This window comes from Stenotrophomonas sp. YJH_SMC_20 (assembly GCF_059367845.1).
In genome coordinates this window covers 36663-55146 of the sequence record NZ_JCAFRG010000015.1, presented here as the reverse complement: position 1 = coordinate 55146, position 18484 = coordinate 36663, and the positions used below count along the sequence as shown (strand labels likewise).

Here is an 18484-nt window from a genome sequence, read left to right as displayed (position 1 = left end):
CATTCCGGAGCCCCCATGGCAGACCTTCTTTGGCAGAAGCCCGGCGTCGCCGTCGACGCCCAGATCCAGACCTTCCTCGCCGGCGACGACGTGATCCTCGACCGCGAGTTCTTCCTGCATGACATCACTGCCAGCGCCGCGCATGCGCAGGGCCTGCAGCACATCGGCATCCTCAGCGCCGATGAACTGGCAGAACTGCTGCGCGAACTGGAGATCCTGGCGCAGGACTTCCGCGAAGGCCGCTTCGTGCTCGATACCCAGTACGAGGATGGTCACTCGGCGATCGAAGCGCGCCTGACCGAACGCCTCGGCGATGCCGGCCGCAAGATCCACACCGGCCGCAGCCGCAACGACCAGATCCTGGTCGCCACCCGCCTCTGGCTGAAGGAGAAGCTGCAGCGCGTGGCACAGCTCAGCGCCGAAGCGGCCAAGGTTGCGCTGGACCGCGCACAGGCCGAGAAGGACCTGCCGATTCCCGGCTACACCCACATCCAGCGCGCCGTAGTGTCCTCGGCCGGCATGTGGTGGGCGGGCTGGGCCGAGGCCTTCATCGACAACTCCATCCGCGCCCGCGATACCCATGCGCTGGTCGACGCCAATCCGTTGGGTACCGCTGCCGGCTACGGCGTGAACCTGCCGCTGGACCGCGAGCACACCACGGCGGCGCTCGGCTTCGCGCGCATGCAGATCTCGCCGATCTATGCGCAGCTGTCGCGTGGCAAGTTCGAGCTGGCTGCACTGGAAGCGCTCGGTGGCGCCACGCTGGACCTGCGTCGCATTGCCTGGGACCTGTCACTGTTCACCAGCGCCGAGTTCGGCTTCGTCGCGCTGCCGGCGCAGTACACCACCGGCAGTTCGATCATGCCCAACAAACGCAATCCGGATGTGATCGAGCTGATGCGTGCCACCCACGCCAGCGTCGCCGCTGCGCGCACCGAGATCGAGCAGCTGCTGTCGCTGCCGTCCGGCTACCATCGCGACCTGCAGTCGTCCAAGGGGGCCATCTTCCACGGCTTCGGCCGTGGCCTGGCCGCGCTGGAACTGCTGCCGGCGCTGCTGGCCAATCTGGAATGGCGTGACGACAAGCTGCGCGCGGCGATTGATTCGGGCATGTATGCCACCGACGTTGCGGTGGAAGCGGCGGTGGCTGGCGTGCCGTTCCGCGAGGCCTACAAGGCCGCAGCTGCCGGTGCCGACAGTGCAGGGCAGGGGCGTACCCCGGAAGGCAGCCTCGCCGCGCGCGTGTCGCCGGGTTCGGCCGCCGACCTGCGCCTGGACGAACTGCGCGCGCGCTGGCAGGCGCTGTCCTGATGGCGGGCACTGTCTACCTGGTGATGGCGATGCGCCGGCCGGACTTCAACGATGCAGCGGTGCAGCCGCACCGCGATTTCCTCGATGCGTTGCAGGCGCAGGGCAAGCTGCAGCTGACTGGTGGTTTCGCCGACGGCAGTGGTGGCGCCTATGTGCTGTGCAACGTGGACAGCCTGGCGCAGGCGCAGGCCATCGTCGCCACCGATCCGCTGGTGACGATGCATGCCTCCGACCTGACCGTGCACGAATGGAACACCCGCTGAGGCCCTGACTGATGACTCTGCATGCCAGCCACGTCGCTTCGCCGTTCCCGGAACAGGCGCTGCCGCCGTGGCGGCGTGCGGTGCTGAAAGTGGGCAGCAGCCTGCTCGCCGCCGATGGCGGCGGCCTGTCGCCCCGCCACGCGCTGGGCCTGGCACAGTTCGTTTCTGCCAATGTACTGGCCGGACGTGAGGTGGTGATCGTGTCGTCCGGTGCGGTTGCGGCCGGGCGGGCGATCCTGCCGCGGGCCGATGAGCCCGGCGCGGCGATGGCGGCGCGGCAGGCGCTGGCCGCGCTTGGCCAGGCCCAGCTGATCGGGCTCTGGCAGCGCTTCTTCGAGCGCCCGGTGGCGCAGGTGCTGCTGACCCATGACGACCTGCGCAACCGCCGCCGCTACCTCAACGCACGCGCCACGCTCAACGAACTGCTGCGGCTGGGCGCGTTGCCGGTGGTCAACGAGAACGACACTGTGTCGGTGGACGAACTCAAGCTCGGCGACAACGACAACCTGGCCGCCACCGTGGCCGCGCTGGTTGATGCCGATGCGCTGTTCATTGCCACCGACATCGACGGACTGTACAGCGCCGACCCGCGCACCGTGGCCGATGCGCGGCCGTTGCACGACGTGCCGGAACTGAGTGACGAGGTGCTGGCGATGGCCGGCGGCGCCGGCTCGCGCGCCGGTACCGGCGGCATGCGGACCAAGCTGGAAGCGGCAGCGAAGGCGGGGCGTCTCGGCATCGAAACCTATCTGTTCAATGGCCGCAGCGGTGACGTGGTACGCGCGCTGGCCCAGGACCGCCTGTTCGGTACCCGTATCCACGCCGCGCGCAGCCGTGAGGCGGCCCGCAAGCACTGGCTGCGGCACGCGCCGCTGGTCGAGGGTGCTATCGTGATCGATGCCGGCGCGGCGCAGGCGATGCGCGAGAAGGGCGCCTCGCTGCTGCCCGGCGGCATCACCGGCGCGGAGGGCATGTTCCGCCGTGGCGACATGGTGCAGGTGTGCTGGAACGCGCCACAGGGCCGCGTCTGCGTGGCGCGCGGAGTCAGCCAGTACGCGGCCGATGATGTGCGCCGGATCGCCGGCCGCCATTCGCGCGACATCGAGGCCGTGCTGGGCTACAACTACGGCGGTAGCGTCGTCCATCGCGACGACCTGGTGCTGCCATGACCGGATTGAAGGACTCGCCGATGAGCGAAATCGAAGCGCAGGCGCGTGCCTGCCGTGACGCGGCCCAGACCGTTGCCGGCCTCGACAGTGCGACGCGCCGCACGCTGCTGCTGGCGATGGCCCAGGCACTGGAAGTGAATGCCGGGCTGATCCTGGCCGGTAATGCGCGCGACCTTGCCGCTGCGCGCGAGAAAGGCATTGGCAGTGCCATGCTCGACCGCCTGGCGCTGGACCCGGCACGCCTGTTCGCGATGGCCGAAGCCGTGCGAGAGGTCGCCGCGCTGCCCGATCCCGTCGGCCAGATCACCCGCGACGATGTGCGTCCAAACGGCATCCGCGTGCAGAAGGTGCGCGTGCCGCTGGGCGTGATCGCGATGATCTACGAGGCGCGCCCGAACGTGACCGCCGAAGCGGCCGCGCTGTGCCTGAAGGCCGGCAATGGTGTGATCCTGCGCGGTGGTTCCGAAGCGATCCACTCCAACACCGCCATCGCCCAGGCGCTGGCCGGCGCCCTGCAGGCCAATGGCGTACCGGCGGCGGCAGTGACCGTGCTGACCGACCTGCGCCGCGAAGCAATGCTGCAACTGCTGCAGCTGCATGAACTGATCGATCTGGCGATTCCGCGCGGCGGCGAAGGCCTGATCCGCTTCGTTGCCGAGCATGCGCGGGTGCCGGTGATCAAGCACTACAAGGGTGTCTGCCACCTGTTCGTGGATGCCAGCGCCGACCTCGGCAAAGCCATCGACCTTCTGGTGGACGGCAAATGCAGCCGTCCGTCGGCCTGCAACTCGCTGGAAACCCTGCTGGTGCATCGTGATGTGGCCGAAGCCTTCCTGCCGCGCGTGGCGCAGGCGCTCGGTGAGCGTGGCGTGGAGCTGCGCGCCGACACGAACGCGCAGCCGCTGCTGCCAGGCAGCACCGCCGCCAGCGAAGACGACTACGCTGCCGAGTTCCTCGACCTGGTGCTGGCCGTGCGCGTGGTTGATGACCTCGAGGCGGCCATCGCGCACATCCGTGCCTATACCTCCGACCATACCGAAGTGATCGCCACCGAAGACGCGGTCCACGCCGAGCGCTTCGTCAACGCGCTGCGTTCGGCGGTGGTGATGGTGAATGCCTCATCGCGCTTTTCCGATGGTGGGCAGTTGGGCCTGGGCAGCGAGATCGGTATTTCCACCACGCGCCTGCACGCCTACGGCCCGATGGGCCTGGAAGCACTCACCGTCGAACGATTTGTCGTGCGCGGTGAAGGGCAGACGCGCAAGTAGATCCACGCCGTGCGTGGATGCTCTTCGCGGTAGACCCCGGTGCCGACCAAGGTCGGCATCTACCAAAGCAAGTGCCGACCAGGGTCGGCACCCACCGGGTTGTCGGGTTACACCACCTCGCGGCGGATACCGATCGGCCGCGCGTGATCGTCCATGTGCAGCGTGGCGGCCTTGCAGCCCAGCAGGCGCTCGGCAAGGCCGGTGCTGGCACCCAGATCGGCCGCGACTTCATTGAGGCTGGCCAGTGGCCGCGGCAGGCGTCGCTCGTGGCCACGGAAGCGCGCGCGGTTGTACTCGGCCCAGCCGATCAGCAGCACGCTGGCACACAGCAGCATCAGCGGCAGTGCCACCACCACATAGGGGTCGAAGTGGCTTTGCCGTTCGTACAGCTGCTGCCAGGCCAGCTGGCCGCCGATCAGCCACGAGAACAGGGTCACCAACGGTGCCCACAGGTAGAAGTAGAACCCCCAGAACGCGAGGGTGACGAAGCCCCAGGCGGTGCGCTGGAAGCGTGGTTGGCGATGCGGCTTGCGGATCATCCGCGAGTCGAAGCGGTTGGACGGGCGTTGTGCGTTCATCGGATCCCCCGATCGGGACTGGTCCAGGTGGCGCGCTTGCTGCGACGGCGCAGCAGGGTCTTCGGCAACGCCACCAGGGTGGTGGAAAGACTGATCAGCCAGTACGCCATCGGGTACCAGATGACCCAGAAGTAGTTGCGTCCAATCTGTGTTTCGTAACGACGGTCGATGATCAGGCTGCTGGCGAACTGCATCAGGCAGACCAGGGCCAGGATCACGCCATGCCATTGCGGCAGCAGGCTGGCGATGTACAGCTGCGGCGGCATGTCGATGAGCTTGCCCAGCACCCACAGCACAACGATGAACAACATGGTGTAGGCCCAGATCACGCTCAGCACGTACTCCAGCAGTACGCCCCACATGCGCCGCTCCTTCCAGTGCAGCAGTGAACGCGCATGCCGCAGCATCACTTCCACGCCACCCTGCGCCCAGCGCAGCCGTTGCCGCCACAGGCCCTTCAGCGTTTCCGGCATCAGGATGAAGCACAGCGCGTTGGGTTCGTAGCGGATGTCCCAATGCGCCCGCTGCAGGCGCCAGCTGATGTCGATGTCCTCGGTCACCATGTCGTCCGACCACCAGCCGACCTGGTGCAGGGCGGTGCGGCGAAAGCCTGCGATCACTCCGGAGATGGTGAAGATGCGCCCGTACACGCGCTGCGCGCGCTTGATCATGCCGATGATCGACGAGAACTCGGCCACCTGCAGGCGTCCGAGCAGGGTGGAGCGGTTGCGGATGCGCGGATTGCCGGTCACCGCGCCGACCCGGTTGCCGCTCACCAGGTGCCAGATCATCCAGTGCAGCGCGTGCTCCTCCAGCATCGCGTCGCCATCGATGCACACCAGGTACTCCGAGCGGGCCGCTAGCGCACCCATGCGCAGCGCGTTGGCCTTGCCGAGGTTGCGGTCAAGGTGCAGCACGCGCAGCCGCGGATGCTTCGCCGCCAGCACGTCGAGCCGGGCGCCGGTGTCATCACTGCTGCCATCGTCGATGGCGATCACCTCGTAGTCGGCCGGATAGCGCTGTGCCAGCGCCGCGCCGAGCGTGTCGTCGAGGTTCGCGGACTCGTTGTGGCAGGGAATCAACAGGCTCGCGAACGGTGGATCGACCATCAGCGGCGGGTCGTTGCGTGGGCGCGAATGGCGTTCGCGCCGGAAGTAGTAATACAGGCCGCCCGACATCCAGAAGAACGCCATCACCATCGGGTAGTAGAAGGCGAACTGGAACAGGACCTGCAGCAGCGGATGCATGTCCATGTCACTTCTCCGGGTACGGGAAGTTGCCGGCGGACATCGCCGCGCGGGCATCATGGGTGGAAGGCTGGCCGGCGATGAAGTCATCCGGGTACCAGGCGTAGTGGTGCACGCCCTGCGCCTGCAGTTGGCGGATCTGCGCGCGCAGCCGCTCGGCGGGGATCGGTTGCCCGCTGCGCCAATCGACGGTCTGCAGTTCGAACAGGGTGTGCTGCAACTGGGGATCGTGCGCGCGCACCGCGGCCAGCAGCTGGTCGAGCCAGCGTTCCGGATGCCTGCTGCCTTCCATCCACGGCATCGCCATCAGTGCGGTCTGGTCGTAGGCCTTGTTGAACAGGTCCAGGCGCTGCGCGAACCAGGCCTCGCTCTGCGGACGCAGCACCGGCTCCGCGTACAGGTTGCGCACCGTGGCCAGCTTCGGCCGCCAACGCTGCGCACTGTCGCGCAGGGCCAGGGTGAAGTCGATCAGCGCCTGTGTGCGTGCGCTGCCGTCCGTACCGGCCGACAAGGTGGGCAGCTCGGTGTCGCGCAGGTAGCCATCATCATGGAAGAGCAGGCCTTCGAAATACGAATTGACGGCCAGATCCTCGTAGATGTCGAGCATGATCTGGCGTGCCTTCGGATTGGTGAAGTCCAGCCGGTACATGCCGTCGGCATCACCGTTGTGGATCGCCAGTGCCTTGCGCTGCACGGGGTCGGGCAGCTCGAAGCCGAGCACCGGCAGCCATGCGTAAACCTTCACCCCCGCGCGCGACTTCAGCTGCCAGGCGACCCGGCTGAACAGGTCCGCGCGCATCGGCATGTGCCGGTTGGGGAAGTACAGTGCATCGGCGGTGTTGTTGCCGTCCGGATCGGCGAACGCCTGCAGGTAGACGTGGGTGGGCGAGATGCGCTTGACCCGCTCGATCAGCGCATCGAGGTTGCGCCCCTGCTGCGCCGGGTCCGGGTCGTACACATCATCCAGGTCGACCTGCAACGCGCGGATGCCGTCGAGCGCAACGTCGCGCCGCAGCTCGTAGGCGAGGCCCTCCACGGTCGGGTTGTCGCTGACCAGGAAGCGCGCCAGCCCATGCAGGTCGCTGGCCACTGGCGTGCTGCGGCCTTCCAGATCGAAGGACACCGGCATGCCCAGCTGTTCGGCGATGTCGTTGCTCAACTGGTTGTAGGCCGCGTACGGCCAGACAATGGCGCGCGGGCGCACGCCCAGATGCTGCTGGATGCGCTGCACGCTGCGGCCGAGATCGGCGCGCAGGCGCTGCTCGTACTGCGCCTCGCTCTCGTAGCTGCGCGTGGCCGGCCGGTAGATGCGGGTGACCACCGCTGGCGTCGAATTGCCCTGCGGATTGGCAAGCACTCCGTGGTGCAGGTCGTCGGTATGGCTGGCCACTTCGATCAGGCCGCTGTCGTGCATCTGCTTCAGCTGCGCCCAGGTAACGAAGTCATCGTGGCCGAACGGCCGGTAGCCATAGTCGATCGTGCGCCCGGGTGCCATGTCCACGTAATCGGTGATCACTGCCACCAGCGCCGGGTAGCGGTACGCCTGCAGCAGCGGGAACGCCTTGTCGTAGACGCTGCGCAGGCCATCATCGAAGGTCAGCAGTACGGGTTTCGGTGGCAGCGTGGCGCGTCCCTGGGAGGCGTCGATCACCTGCGACAGCGAGACCGGGTGATAACCATGCGCGCCGAGCCAGTCCAGGTGTGCGGCGAAGTTCTGCGTGCTCACCGCATAGGTATCGGCATCGCCCTTGGCCGCGACCCGGTCGCGGATGTCGTGGTAGCTGAGGATCAGCAGGCCGTTGTCAGTGGCATCGAGATGCAGGGCCTGCTGCGCGAACGCCGGCGGCGTGGCGGCCAGCAGCAGGAGCACGATCAGTCGCAGGATGCGGGCCATGTCACTCTCCCCAGCGCAGTGCGGCTTCGAAGCCGATATGACGCTCGCGGTGGCCGTCGTAGACCGGCCGCGACCAGCGCACGCCGTACTCGAACACGCGGCCCTGGCCCAGCTGCCATTCGTGCATGTAGGACACCGAAGGGACCAGAGCGCTGCCGAAGCCGTCCTGCCAGTAGTCACCCAGCGAGACCGTCAGGCGGTGCCGGAAGTGGCGCTCGTAGTGCCGCCACAGCTGCTGGTCGATGCGCAGCCCGATCTCGACCATGCGGTCGCGCTTCGGGTTGAAGTAGGGCGCGTCGTCGCGGCTGCCCCGGCTGGTGTAGGCACTGGCCAGGCCGTCGATCAACCAGCGCGGGCGGGTCAGCAGGCGCTGTTCGATGCTGGTGCTGAACAGCTCGCGGTGGTTGCCGTCGTCGTAGCGGAAGCGGCTGGCGCCGAACATCCAGTGGGTCAGCTCGCTGCGCCGGTAGTCGACCTGCGCGCTCACGCTGTCAGCGGTGATGCCCGCCACGCGCGCCTGCATCGAGGCTTCCGGGTCATTGCGTGCGGCCACCAGCCCGGCATGCCAGTAATCGTTGAACTGCCAACCCACGCCGATGCGCAGGCCGGTATCGCCAATGTGGTCGTTGGCGCGCAGTACCGCCGCTTCCGCATCCAGCTGGCCGAAGCGGTAGCGTACGCCCGCGCCCAGCCACAGCGGGTCGATGCGCTGGTCCTGGAAGTCGACCGAGCGCCTGTCGGCCAAGGCGAACAACCGCCAGCGGTCGTCGAGTACCGGTGTCTGCACTTCGACCCCGTAGTGACGGTCGTTGTTGCCCAGCGGCGAGGTGCCGCCACCGCCGGAGCTGCGACCAATGTCGGTCCATGCCTTCAGCTGCCAACCGCGATGCGCCCGCCAGGCCTGGTCCATGCGTTCGACGGCGGGTTGGGTCGGGTAGCGTGCGACAAGATCGTCGTGCAGTGGCCTTGCCAGGTCATCGCGCTGCAGGGCGACGTAGGCCTCCTCCATGCCCAGCCGCGGCTCGATGTCGCGAGGGTCCAGCGCATGTGCCATCTGCTGGCGCTGCAGTGCCATGCGTGGCCATCCGCGCATCATGTACACGCTGCCCAGCGCGCTCTGCAGTCCACCGTTGCCCGGTGCGATCTCCACCATTGATTCCAGGTCGCGCTGCGCGGTGGGCAGGTCACCGCTGTAGGCGCGTACCATCGCCAGGTTGAGGTCAGCTTCGTAGCGCGACCAGTTCGCGTATGGGGATTTGCCATTGCTCCAGCGCCACGCTGGTTCCTTGTCACGCCATGCCTGCAGCAGGTCGATCGCCTTTTCCTGCTGCTCGCTTTCCAGGTAGGCGTAGGCCAGTTCCGAATGCGAGGCGTCGCGCGCCGGATCGCCAGCGACGGCCGCCTGCAGCACCGGGATGGCTTCTTCCGGATGCAGGGTGCCCATCAGCGAATCGCCGACCGCAGGCAGCACATAGTCGGGCAGGGCATGGCCTTCGGCCTGCAGTGCGCGGGCTTCATCGCGCACCTGCGCATGGCGGCCCAGCCGGTTGAGCAGGATCAGCCGGTCCATGCGGACGCGAAGCGGCGCCTGCGCGGGCGGGGTGCCTTCGCTGCCCAGGTAGCGCTGCATGCGCGCCAGGGTCGATTCGGCTTCTTCCAGGCGGCTGTCTTCGCTGCTGCTGTAGGCCAGGCTCCACACCACCCGCTTGGCCAGGTAGTCGCCTTCGATGCGCTGCTTCTGTGCAGCGTCGAACAGCTGCGGGCGCTGCTGGTACAGCTCCCAGGCGCGCCAGGCGTTGCCGATGTCGCCCAGGGTCAGTACGCGCAGCTTGAACAGCAGGTCGTCGTTGGGTTGCTCTTGGCTGGCGCGCTCGATCGCGCCGAGGGCATCCAGCCAGCGGGCCTGGTCGCGGTAACGGCCGATCTCGGCCAGGGCCGCCTCGCGGTCAGGCGGGGCGGCGCCGCTGGCCCAGGCCAGGGCGGTGCAGGCAAGGCCGACGCAGAGCGCCAGCCGGCGGTGGACGACCATTGGGGACCCCCTTGGCTTCCTGACCAGACAACCGGTGAAAATGTGACGCATATCACATGCCAGTTTTTGGCGTGGCCGTGGCCCGCGTCACTCCCTTCGTGCATTCCCGTCCAGCAAGGACGGATACAACCCGGACAGCGACCTGCAATGTCTTGTCTGAAACGAGAGTCCCCCGCACACCGAGTGGTGGCCTGGGCGGCGCTGCCGCCCCCATGCCCGATGCCGGCACGCGGCAAGGATGGGCATTCGTGGGCACTATCCGCCCGGAATTGTCAGCCCGGCGTCAAAATCAGCACGCGGACTGACGAGCGGTAGGTGGGGCCGGTCACAAGGCCCCGTGCTTACCAGAGGTCTTCCAGCTTGCGCGGCTTGCAGGCCACCCACGAGGCGCACAGCATCAGGGTGGCGCAGCCGAACAGGAAGCTGAACGGGAGCGTCCAGCCGTTGCTGACCGTATGCAGCCAGCCGACCAGGAACGGCCCCAGGCAGCTGAAGCTGTAACCCACGCCCTGCATGAAGCCGGACAGTGCCGCCGAGCCGGTGGGGGTGCGCGTGCGCAGGTTGATCAGGGTCAGCGCCAGCGGGAAGGTGGACGGGCCGACGCCGAGCAGGCAGGCCCACAGCAGGGGGGCCTTCATCGGCGCCAGCAGCAGGCCGGTGAAGGCGATCACGAACGAGAAGAAGCCGATCAGCACCAGTGGGAACGGATTCTGCATGCGCACCGCCAACGACGGGATGACCAGCGACGGCAGCAGGCCCAGCGCCGAGAACACTGCCACCATCACGCCACCGAACGCTGGCGTGCCACCGGCCTCGACCACGATGCGGGGCAGCCAGGTGAACATCGAGTAGGTCATCAGCGAGGTCATGCCGAACATCAGCGTCATGCTCCAGCCCAGCGACGTGCGCCAGACCTTTCCGTGCGGCTGTGCGGTCGGATCGGTGGCGCCGGTCAGCGGTTTCGGCGCGCGCCTGGCCAGCAGCAGCCACGGCAATGCGGCGGCCAGCGCCAGCAGTGCCCACATGCCCAGCGACACGCGCCAGCCTGCGGCATTGGCCACCGGCACCGCCAGCAATGCGGGCAGCATGGTGCCCAGCTGCAGCACGCTGATGTAGAGCGTGCTCATGGTGCCGACCTTGTTGGCGAAGTAGCGCTTCACCAGCGGCGGCACCACCACGTTGCCGATGCCCATGCCGGCCAGTGCCAGCACCGAACCGAGCAGCAGCGTGCCGACGTTGCCGGCGCTGGAGCGCAGCAGCAGGCCGGCCATCGCCATCACCATCGCCAGCAGGGTGGTGCGCTCCAGGCCCAGGCGCCGCGCCAGCGTCGGCGTGGCCACGCCGAACAGCGCGAACGAGGCGGTCGGCAGCATGCCCAGCACGCCGGTCATGGTGGTACCGAAGCCGAACTGCTGGCCGAGTACGTCCAGCAGCGGGGTGATTGAGGTGACCGCAGTGCGCAGGTTGACCGCTGCCAGCAGGATCGCGGCAAACGCGAGGACACGACCGTGCAGCAGCGACGGCGAATCGGAAGTGGAGGAACTCATCGGTGGTCCTTGCAGGTGTCGCATGCCGCAGAAATGGCATGCAGCGCCGGCATCGGTCTACGCCGAAGCGGCAGGTGGGGGAGGGGCTGCTGGCGGGCCGGCAGCGCGGCCATTGTACGTGCGCTGCCTGGCAAGGTCCCGTCATGCGGGTGGCCTGGCGCCTGGTACAAAAAAACCCGGAGGACAGTGATGTCTTCCAGGCTTCTTGGTGACCACCGAAGTGGTCGGGGAGACAGGATTCGAACCTGCGACCTCTACGTCCCGAACGTAGCGCTCTACCAGACTGAGCTACACCCCGAAGGGAGCCGCCTATTCTAGCGATTCATCCCGATGGCGGCAAGGGGTGAACGCTGTTTTCTTCACACCGCAAAAGCGGTGCCACTTCAGGGAACAAAAAAGCCTGGGCGACATCACCAGGCTTCAATGCGACCACCGAAGTGGTCGGGGAGACAGGATTCGAACCTGCGACCTCTACGTCCCGAACGTAGCGCTCTACCAGACTGAGCTACACCCCGAAGGAGCCGCCTAAGATACCGTGTGAAGGCCAAGGCGGCAAGGTCTTTTTACATCTCAGCGACGATTTTCGTTCTCGATGCGGTTCTGCTCGCGGGCTTCGAACCACATGCCGTTGAGGATGGCCACCGTCGAGGCGAGGCCGGCACCGAGAATCCAGGCGAAATACCACATGATCAGTCTCCTTCATTCCGGGTAGGTGCCGACCGTTGGTCGGCACACGTGCAAGCAATCAATACGCGTTGGGGTTGTTGCCCATCTCTTCGGAGGTGGTCTTGCCCTTCAGCACGCGGTACACCCAGGTGGTGTAGGCGAGGATGATCGGCAGGAACACCGCCGTGGCCAGCAGCATGATCCACAGGGTCAGGTGGCTGGACGAGGCATCCCACACGGTCAGGCTGGAGGTGGGCTGGCTCGAGGACGGCAGCAGGAACGGGAAGATGGCGAAGCCGACGGTCAGGATGATGCCGGCGATGGCCGCACCGGAGGCGATGAAGGCCAGGCCACCACGACGGGCCCGCAGCAGCACCGCACTGGCCAGCAGGCCGGCCAGGCCGAGCAGGGGGGCCAGGATCGTGGCCGGCATCGCGCTGTAGTTGCGCATCCAGCCACCGGCGGCGCCGAGTTCGGCGGTCTTCAGCAGCGGATTGGTGGCGCCATCGGTAACCACCTGCGAGGTGATCTGGTAACCCGGCAGGCCGAAGGCCACCCAGGCGCCGCCCACCGCGAACAGCACGAAGGCGATGATCGCCGCGATGCTGCCGAATCGGGCGGCACGCTCGGCCACCGCGCCGTCGGTCTTGATCACCAGCATGGCGGCACCGTGGGCGACCAGCATCGAGACGCTCAGCAGGCCGGCCAGCAGCGCGAAGGGCATCAGCAGGCCGAAGAACGAGCCGGTGTAGAAGATGCGCATGCTGTCATCGAAATGGAACGGCACGCCCAGCAGCACGTTGCCCACTGCCACGCCCATGATCAGCGCCGGGATGAAGCCACCGATGAACAGCGCCCAGTCCCAGGTGTTGCGCCAGCGTTCGCTGGGCATCTTGCTGCGGAACTTGAAGCCGACCGGGCGCAGGATCAGGGCGAACAGGATCACGAACATCGCCAGGTAGAAGCCAGAGAAGCTGACCGCGTACAGCGGCGGCCAGGCGGCGAAGATGGCGCCGCCACCCAGGATCAGCCACACCTGGTTGCCTTCCCAGACCGGGCCGATGGTGTTGATCACCCGGCGGCGTTCGGCGTCAGTGCGGGCGACGAAGGGCAGCAGGGTGCCCACGCCCAGGTCGAAACCATCCATCACGGCAAAACCGATCAGCAGGATGCCGAGCAGCAGCCACCAGATCACGCGCAGCGTGGTGTAGTCCAGAAGAATGAAATCCATCTTGGTTCTCCTGCCTCAGGCCTGGCCGGCGACCGGCGCCGAGGCATTGTGGGAAGCATGCGGCTGGGGCGACTGCAGCGATGGCAGCAGCTCGTCCGGACCCTTGCGGATCGCCTTGAGCATCAGCTTGATCTCGACCACGATCAGCGCGGTGTAGATGGCGGTGAAGCCGGCCAGGGTCAGCACGATTTCATGCAGGGCCAGCCCCGATGCCGCATAGAAGGTTGGCAGCACGCCATCGACCGCCCACGGCTGGCGACCATACTCGGCCACGAACCAGCCGCACTCGATCGCGATCCACGGTGCCGGCAGCGTCCACAGGGCCAGCTTGAGGAACCAGCGCTTGTCCTGGAAGTTGTTGCGGCAGGAGTAGTAGAAGGCCAGTGCGAAGAAGGCGATGAGGTAGAAGCCCAGGCCGGCCATCACGCGGAAGGTCCAGAACAGTGGCATCACGCGCGGCACCGTGTCCATCGCCGCCTGCGAGATCTCCTGCGGGGTGGCGTTGAGGATGTCATCGCGATAGCGCTTGAGCAGCAGGCCGTGGCCCAGGTCCTGCCAGTGGCGGTCGAACATCTCGCGTGCTTCGACGTCGTTCTTGTTCGCACGCAGGCGTTCCAGCGCGCCGTAGGCCAGCTGGCCGCCACGCACGCGGTGTTCGGCGCGCTCGACCAGTTCCAGGATGCCTGGAATCGGCTGGTTCAACGAACGGGTGGCGATCAGGCCCATCAGGTAGGGGATCTTCACCGCGTAGTCGTTCTGGTGGGTGTCCTGGTTCGGGATGCCGAAGGCGGTGAAGTCGGCCGGCGCACGCTCGGTCTCCCACATCGCTTCGATCGCGGCCAGCTTCATCTTCTGGTGTTCGCTGGCGGCGTAGCCACTTTCGTCACCCAGCACCACCACCGACAGCGAGGACAGCAGGCCGAACGCCGCGGCCACCGCGAATGAACGACGGGCCAGGTCCTTGTGCTTGTTGCGCAGCAGGAACAGGGCACTGATCGCCATCACGAACACCGCACCGGTCACGTAGCCGGCGCTGACGGTGTGCACGAACTTGGCCTGCGCCACCGGGTTGAACACCACCGCCATGAAGTCGACCACTTCCATGCGCATGGTTTCCGGGTTGAACACCGCACCGGTCGGGTTCTGCATCCAGCCATTGGCGACCAGGATCCAGATCGCCGACAGGTTGGTGCCCAGTGCCATCAGCCAGGTCACCATCAGGTGCTTGACCTTGCTCAGGCGATTCCAGCCGAAGAAGAACAGGCCGACGAAGGTGGCTTCCAGGAAGAAGGCCATCAGGCCTTCGATGGCCAGCGGCGCACCGAAGATGTCACCCACGTAGTGGCTGTAGTAGGACCAGTTCATGCCGAACTGGAACTCCATGACGATGCCAGTGGCGACGCCCATGGCGAAGTTGATGCCGAACAGGACGCCCCAGAACAGGGTCATCCTGCGCCAGATCTCCTTGCCGGTCATCACGTACACGCTCTCCATGATGGCCACCATGAAGGACAGGCCGAGGGTGAGCGGTACGAATAGGAAGTGGTACATCGCGGTCAGCGCGAATTGCAGCCGCGACAGTTCTACGACTGTCTGATCAATCATGGCCTGGCTACCTCGTTGGATAGTGCCGTTGCAGGTGGCGGGAAGGGTGGTCTACGACGTGAATGATGTGACCGACTACTTCAAACAGCCTTGATCCAGATCAATGTATGAACAGGTGCCCCGGTTGATCGTATGCCAACCTGATGAAGACTGCGACCGCCGGCCGCAGGGGCGGGCTATTGCCTGCGCCTACAATGCCGTGTCTCCCCCGTTGCCCGTGAAGACCTCTTGAGCGCTGCCGAAACGACCCCTGACGGCCTGTCCCCGGAAGCTGAAACCGCCCGCCAGCGGCGTGTGCGCACGGCCTGGCTGGCCGACCTGGCACGCTCCGCCCGGGGCCGCCAGCGCTTGGCCGCGCTGTGCATCAGCCTGTCCGGCGCGCTGTTGATCGGCCAGGCTGCCGCCATCGCCTGGCTGGTGCAGCAGGTGCTGGTGGAGCGCGTGCCGCTGGCCTCGGGACTGCCAGCGCTGGGTGGGCTGGCGGTGATCCTGGTGCTGCGCACGCTGCTGGGCAGCGCCACCCAGGCGGCTGCCGGTGACGTGGCCGACGCCGCACGCCTGGCATTGCGCGAACGCGTGTTCGCACGCCTGCTGGGCCACGGCCCACTGTGGCTGCGGCAGCGCCGCACCGGCGAACTGGGCGAACTGATGCTGCATCACGGTGATGCGATCGAGAGCTATTACAGCGGCTTCCTGCCGGTGCGCACTGAAGTGGTGGTGGTGCCGCTGCTGATCCTGGCCGCTGTCGCCTGGGTCGACTGGGTGGTGGCGCTGATCCTGCTGTTCACTGCGCCGCTGGTGCCATTTTTCATGATGCTGGTGGGCTGGGGCGCCGAAGCGGCCGGCCGTGCGCAGCTGGGTGAGCTGGCACGCATGAGCGGCCATTTCGCCGACCGGATCAAGGGCCTGGGCCTGCTACGCCTGTATGGCCGCGGCGAAGCTGAGCTGGAGGGGATCGAGGCGGCTGCCGAAGGCGTGCGCGTGCGCACCCTGAAGGTTCTGCGCATCGCTTTCCTCTCGTCCACGGTGCTGGAATTCTTCGCCTCGGTGAGCGTGGCGATGGTGGCGCTGTACCTGGGCCTGAGCTATCTGGGCATGATGTCGCTGCATGCAGCGGTGCCGACGCTGGGTGCGGGGCTGTTCTGCCTGCTGCTGGCACCGGAATTCTATGCGCCGCTGCGACGGCTGGCCGCGCATTACCATGATCGCGCCAATGCACTGGCCGCCGCCGCCGAAGTGGAGCGCCTGCTGCAGTCGCTGCCCGATGAGCAGGGCCTGATCGAGAACGAGGTTGCACCTTTGGCGGTGGAGCCGGCCGAGGCCGCCTTGCCGCCGCTGCAGGCACAAGGGCTGGTGCTGCGCCCGCTGGGCGCGCCGCAGGATGTGCTGCAGGATCTGGACCTGCGGCTGGAGCCGGGCCAGCGCCTGGCCCTGGTTGGTCCCAGCGGCTCCGGTAAAAGCACCCTGCTGGAAGCGCTGGCCGGCTGGCTGCCGCCGCGCGCCGGCAAGCTGCAGCTGCGTCCCGGTGTGCAGGTGGCCTATGCCAGCCAGCGCCCCTACCTGTTCCACGGCAGCATTGCCGACAACCTGCGCCTGGCCGATCCGGGTGCCAGCGATGCGCGTCTTCGTGCGGTGGCCGAGGCCGCGCAGGTGCTGCAGTTCGCACAGCGCCTGCCACTGGGCCTGGACACGGTGATCGGCGAACGTGGCTTCGGCCTGTCCGGCGGCGAAGCCCGTCGTATCGGCCTGGCCCGGTTGTTGCTGCGCGATCCGCAGGTGCTGCTGCTGGACGAACCCACCGCGTTCCTCGATGCCGATACCGAAGCGGCGCTTTTGCGCAGCCTGGCCGCCTATGCACGTGGCCGCAGCGTGGTGGTCGCCACCCACAGCCCGGCGGTGATCGCCTGGGCCGACCGTTGCCTGCTGTTGCCGGAAGGCCGCCTGGTCGAGCCGGCACAGGCGGTGCGCGCATGAGCCGTTCGCCTGATTCGCTGCGCGCGGTGTTCCTGCGCCATCGGCCGCGCCTGCTGCTCACCGTGCTGCTGCTGTGGACCACCATGCTGGCCGGCACCGCTCTGCTGGGTCTGTCCGGTGGCTTCCTCACCGCCGCCGCGTTGGCTGGCGCGGCCGGCCTCGGCCAAGGCTTCAACTTCTTTTCACCGTCCGCTGGCATACGCGGGCTGACGATGGCGCGCATCGTGTCGCGCTATTTCGAGAAGCTGGTCGGCCACGACGCCACGCTGCGCATCGCCCGCGACCTGCGCGTGTGGTTCTTCCGCCGCGCGTCGCCGCTGGCACCCGCACGGTTGGGGGCTACGCGCACCGGCGACCTTCTGGCGCGCCTGCTCGGCGATATCGGTGAAGTGGACGGCCTGCTGGTGCGTGCGATCGGGCCGCTGGTGGCGTTGGGCGGATTGTCGCTGGTCGCGATCGTTTCGGCGGCACTGATCCTGCCGTCGGCTGCGGTGCTGATGGCGGTGCTGGCGCTGCTGATCGCCTTCGGCGTGCCCTGGCTGGGCGTGCGTGGCCATGACGACGAGGAGGCCGACCGTGCCGCGCATCGTGCCGCATTGCGTACCGCTGCATTCGAAGGGCTGGAAGGTGCGGGTGACCTGGCCGCGCTGCACGCCGATGCGGCCTGGCAGCTCAAGGTACGCGTAGCTGCCAAGCAGCTGGCCTCGCGTGATCGCCGCCGCCGCTGGCGCCTGATCGCGGCCTCGACGCTGCACGGTCTGGTCGCCGGGCTGGGGCTGGTGGCGATGCTGGCATTGGCCCTGCATGCGGCCGAACAGCAGCGCATCGCGCCGGAGATGGCCGCGGGCCTGGTGTTCCTGACCGTGGCGTTGATCGAGCTGTGGGCCGGCATGGGCCTGGCCTGGCAGTCGCTGCAGTCCGGGCGCATTGCCGCCGATCGGTTGCAGGCCATCGTCGAGCAACCGCCGACGGTGGACGATCCGCAGGCGCCGCAGCCGGTACCGCAGGCCGCGCGCGTACAGTGGGATGACGTGCATTTCCAGTGGCCCGGTGCGGCGCGGCCGGTGCTGTCCGGCCTGCATCTGACCCTGGCGCCAGGCGAACGCATCGCGATTCGCGGCGACAGCGGCAGCGGCAAGACCACGCTGTCCAGCCTGCTGCTGCGGCTGTGGGATCCGCAGCAGGGACGGCTGACCTACGGTGGCCGCGATCTGCGTGATTTCGCCCAGGCTGACTGGCACCGGCAACTTGCGTGGCTGCCGCAGAACGCGCCGGTGTTTGCCGGCAGCGTGGCAGAAAACCTGCGCCTTGGTGATCCCGATGCCAGCGACGCCGCGTTGTGGGCGGTGCTGCGCCGCGTGCGTCTGGGCGAATGGGCCGAGCGCAACGGCGGTCTGCAGGCCTGGGTGGGCGAGAACGGCGCGACGATGTCAGCCGGCCAGGCGCGGCGGTTGGCACTGGCGCGTGCGCTGCTGCGCAATGCGCCGATCCTGCTGCTGGACGAACCGACCGAAGGCCTCGACGTGGATACCGCACGCGCGCTGTTGCAGGACCTTTCCGGGTTGCTGGACGGGCGCAGCCTGCTGATGATCACCCACGATGATCTGCCTCAAGGCGTGGTCGATGCGCAGTACCGGTTGCGTGATGGGGTGTTGGAGCGCGAAGCGTGAGAACACCCCGGTAGTGCCGGCCGCTGGCCGGC

At 67.3% G+C, this 18484-nt stretch carries 14 protein-coding genes and 2 tRNA genes; 6 read left to right on the top strand and 10 right to left on the bottom strand.

Going from position 1 to position 18484, the window contains the following annotated elements; all coding sequences use genetic code 11:
• The first annotated feature begins 15 nt into the window (after positions 1-15).
• The 4 genes from argH to AC5P6A_RS19865 are packed head-to-tail and all read left to right on the top strand — an operon-like array spanning position 16 to position 4011.
• Positions 16-1311, top strand: a complete 1296-nt coding sequence (gene argH / locus AC5P6A_RS19880; RefSeq protein WP_495222369.1) for an argininosuccinate lyase — start codon at positions 16-18, stop codon at positions 1309-1311.
• Positions 1311-1574 (top strand): YciI family protein, encoded by a 264-nt coding sequence (locus tag AC5P6A_RS19875; RefSeq protein WP_019660495.1) that lies wholly within the window; start codon positions 1311-1313, stop codon positions 1572-1574. Before argH ends, AC5P6A_RS19875 begins: the two co-directional genes overlap by 1 nt.
• 11 nt (positions 1575-1585) lie before the next feature.
• A complete protein-coding gene (gene proB, locus AC5P6A_RS19870) occupies positions 1586-2743 on the top strand; it encodes a glutamate 5-kinase (protein WP_019660494.1) in 1158 nt (385 codons plus the stop codon).
• Positions 2740-4011, top strand: coding sequence for a glutamate-5-semialdehyde dehydrogenase (locus AC5P6A_RS19865; protein ID WP_346715088.1), 1272 nt, complete (start codon positions 2740-2742; stop codon positions 4009-4011). The genes proB and AC5P6A_RS19865 overlap by 4 nt, the downstream gene beginning before the upstream one ends.
• 107 nt (positions 4012-4118) lie before the next feature.
• Here the strand turns inward: AC5P6A_RS19865 and pgaD are convergent, their stop codons facing one another.
• The 10 genes from pgaD to AC5P6A_RS19815 form a co-directional block, all read right to left on the bottom strand.
• Positions 4119-4589 (bottom strand): poly-beta-1,6-N-acetyl-D-glucosamine biosynthesis protein PgaD, encoded by a 471-nt coding sequence (pgaD, locus tag AC5P6A_RS19860; protein ID WP_332328594.1) that lies wholly within the window; start codon positions 4587-4589, stop codon positions 4119-4121.
• Positions 4586-5842, bottom strand: coding sequence for a poly-beta-1,6-N-acetyl-D-glucosamine synthase (pgaC, locus tag AC5P6A_RS19855; protein WP_021204194.1), 1257 nt, complete (start codon positions 5840-5842; stop codon positions 4586-4588). Before pgaC ends, pgaD begins: the two co-directional genes overlap by 4 nt.
• A 1-nt stretch (position 5843) precedes the next feature.
• Entirely contained in the window at positions 5844-7730 is a 1887-nt protein-coding gene (pgaB, locus tag AC5P6A_RS19850) for a poly-beta-1,6-N-acetyl-D-glucosamine N-deacetylase PgaB (RefSeq protein WP_180876593.1), read from the bottom strand.
• 1 nt (position 7731) lies between these two features.
• Positions 7732-9759: a poly-beta-1,6 N-acetyl-D-glucosamine export porin PgaA gene (gene pgaA, locus AC5P6A_RS19845; protein WP_180876594.1), complete on the bottom strand. Its 2028-nt coding sequence runs from the start codon at positions 9757-9759 to the stop codon at positions 7732-7734.
• Between the two features lie 341 nt (positions 9760-10100).
• Complete coding sequence (locus tag AC5P6A_RS19840; RefSeq protein WP_058979709.1) at positions 10101-11306, bottom strand: CynX/NimT family MFS transporter; 1206 nt, start codon at positions 11304-11306, stop codon at positions 10101-10103.
• 221 nt (positions 11307-11527) lie between these two features.
• Positions 11528-11604, bottom strand: a tRNA-Pro gene (locus tag AC5P6A_RS19835).
• 140 nt (positions 11605-11744) lie between these two features.
• Positions 11745-11821: transfer RNA gene (locus AC5P6A_RS19830), tRNA-Pro, on the bottom strand.
• A 55-nt stretch (positions 11822-11876) separates the two neighbouring features.
• Positions 11877-11993: a cytochrome bd-I oxidase subunit CydX gene (gene cydX, locus AC5P6A_RS19825; RefSeq protein WP_021204639.1), complete on the bottom strand. Its 117-nt coding sequence runs from the start codon at positions 11991-11993 to the stop codon at positions 11877-11879.
• 58 nt (positions 11994-12051) lie between these two features.
• On the bottom strand, positions 12052-13203 hold the full coding sequence (cydB, locus tag AC5P6A_RS19820; RefSeq protein ID WP_058982786.1) for a cytochrome d ubiquinol oxidase subunit II: 1152 nt from the start codon (positions 13201-13203) through the stop codon (positions 12052-12054).
• 15 nt (positions 13204-13218) lie between these two features.
• A complete protein-coding gene (locus tag AC5P6A_RS19815) occupies positions 13219-14808 on the bottom strand; it encodes a cytochrome ubiquinol oxidase subunit I (protein ID WP_019660486.1) in 1590 nt (529 codons plus the stop codon).
• Positions 14809-15036: 228 nt separating this feature from the next.
• Between AC5P6A_RS19815 and cydD the strand changes: the two genes are divergently transcribed.
• Both cydD and cydC read left to right on the top strand, forming a co-directional pair.
• Positions 15037-16782, top strand: coding sequence for a thiol reductant ABC exporter subunit CydD (cydD, locus tag AC5P6A_RS19810; protein ID WP_134735486.1), 1746 nt, complete (start codon positions 15037-15039; stop codon positions 16780-16782).
• Complete coding sequence (gene cydC / locus AC5P6A_RS19805; protein WP_180876595.1) at positions 16779-18452, top strand: thiol reductant ABC exporter subunit CydC; 1674 nt, start codon at positions 16779-16781, stop codon at positions 18450-18452. Before cydD ends, cydC begins: the two co-directional genes overlap by 4 nt.
• The last annotated feature ends 32 nt before the right edge of the window (positions 18453-18484 follow it).

Coding starts and splice junctions, on each gene's coding strand:
- argH (WP_495222369.1), top strand. CDS start 16: ATGGCAGACCTTCTTTGGCAGAAGCCCGGCGTCGCCGTCGACGCCCAG.
- AC5P6A_RS19875 (WP_019660495.1), top strand. CDS start 1,311: ATGGCGGGCACTGTCTACCTGGTGATGGCGATGCGCCGGCCGGACTTC.
- proB (WP_019660494.1), top strand. CDS start 1,586: ATGACTCTGCATGCCAGCCACGTCGCTTCGCCGTTCCCGGAACAGGCG.
- AC5P6A_RS19865 (WP_346715088.1), top strand. CDS start 2,740: ATGACCGGATTGAAGGACTCGCCGATGAGCGAAATCGAAGCGCAGGCG.
- pgaD (WP_332328594.1), bottom strand. CDS start 4,589: ATGAACGCACAACGCCCGTCCAACCGCTTCGACTCGCGGATGATCCGC.
- pgaC (WP_021204194.1), bottom strand. CDS start 5,842: ATGGACATGCATCCGCTGCTGCAGGTCCTGTTCCAGTTCGCCTTCTAC.
- pgaB (WP_180876593.1), bottom strand. CDS start 7,730: ATGGCCCGCATCCTGCGACTGATCGTGCTCCTGCTGCTGGCCGCCACG.
- pgaA (WP_180876594.1), bottom strand. CDS start 9,759: ATGGTCGTCCACCGCCGGCTGGCGCTCTGCGTCGGCCTTGCCTGCACC.
- AC5P6A_RS19840 (WP_058979709.1), bottom strand. CDS start 11,306: ATGAGTTCCTCCACTTCCGATTCGCCGTCGCTGCTGCACGGTCGTGTC.
- cydX (WP_021204639.1), bottom strand. CDS start 11,993: ATGTGGTATTTCGCCTGGATTCTCGGTGCCGGCCTCGCCTCGACGGTG.
- cydB (WP_058982786.1), bottom strand. CDS start 13,203: ATGGATTTCATTCTTCTGGACTACACCACGCTGCGCGTGATCTGGTGG.
- AC5P6A_RS19815 (WP_019660486.1), bottom strand. CDS start 14,808: ATGATTGATCAGACAGTCGTAGAACTGTCGCGGCTGCAATTCGCGCTG.
- cydC (WP_180876595.1), top strand. CDS start 16,779: ATGAGCCGTTCGCCTGATTCGCTGCGCGCGGTGTTCCTGCGCCATCGG.